This window comes from Streptomyces sp. E2N166 (genome assembly GCF_003671715.1).
Lineage (GTDB): Bacteria > Actinomycetota > Actinomycetes > Streptomycetales > Streptomycetaceae > Streptomyces > Streptomyces thinghirensis.
Genome location: NZ_RAIF01000006.1, coordinates 804,189 through 805,165 on the forward strand (window position 1 = coordinate 804,189; position 977 = coordinate 805,165).

Here is a 977-nt window from a genome sequence, read left to right on the forward strand (position 1 = left end):
CCTCCCGCGCCCGCCCCGTCGTCGGCCACGCCCACGCCGCGGCCGTCGCTGAGCCCGGTCCACTACCCCCGCTATCGCGCCGCCCGGCCGCAGCAGCGGTCCTCGCGCGGGGCCACGTCGCCGCTCGTCTTCGTCCTGCTCATCACGGTGCCCGCGGTGGTCGCCGTCGCCGCGCTCCGTGCGCGCTGATCTTCTGGAGCCTCTCTTGCCGGAATGGCTTGTTCTCACCCTCGCGATGCTGGCGGCCTGTGTCGTGGTCGTCATCATCACCCTCGTACGGCACCGCCGGGCGTCCGACGACGAGGACATCACCGAGACCCCGGACGTCATCGAGTACATGACGATGTGGATCGGTGTGGTGTACGCCATCGTCCTGGGCCTGGCCATCGCCGGTGTCTGGGAGGCACGCAGCGCCGCCCAGGACCACGTACAGGCGGAGGCGGTCGCGCTGCACGAGATCTCGGAACGCGTCCGGGTCTATCCGCCCGACGTCCGTGACCGCATCCGGGAGGATGTCAACGCCTATGTCGGACACGTCGTCACCACGGAGTGGAAGGCCATGGCCGACCGGGGCGAGGTGACCGAGCGCGGCACCGAACTCCTCGACCGCGTCCGCGCGGACGTCACCGACTACGAGCCGAGTTCGGACTTCGAGGCCCAGGCGTACCAGCCGCTCGTCGACCAGGTGACCGCGGCGGACCAGGCCCGCATCGCCCGGGCGGAGTCGACCGGGGCGACCATGCCGGGTGTGGTGTGGTTCGGGCTCGTCACGGGAGGCGTCGTCACGGTCGGCATGGTCTTCGCCCTGCAGATCCGGCGTACGGCTCGCGAACTGATCCTCGCCGGGCTGTTCTCGGCGCTGATCGCCTTCCTGCTCTTCCTGATCTGGGACTTCGACGCACCGTTCAGCCGCGGCGTCGCGGCGTCGACGGATCCGTTCCTGAGCCTGTTCCCGGAGGCCAAGGGCTGAGGCGTCC

Annotated in this window: 1 protein-coding gene and 1 pseudogene; both read left to right on the plus strand. The window is 70.4% G+C overall.

What is annotated here, in order from left to right:
- A pseudogene (locus tag EBH09_RS38540) lies at positions 1 to 189 on the plus strand (hypothetical protein); the annotation flags it as partial.
- Positions 190 to 205: 16 nt separating this feature from the next.
- Positions 206 to 970, plus strand: coding sequence for a DUF4239 domain-containing protein (locus tag EBH09_RS04160; RefSeq protein ID WP_121745627.1), 765 nt, complete (start codon positions 206 to 208; stop codon positions 968 to 970).
- The last annotated feature ends 7 nt before the right edge of the window (positions 971 to 977 follow it).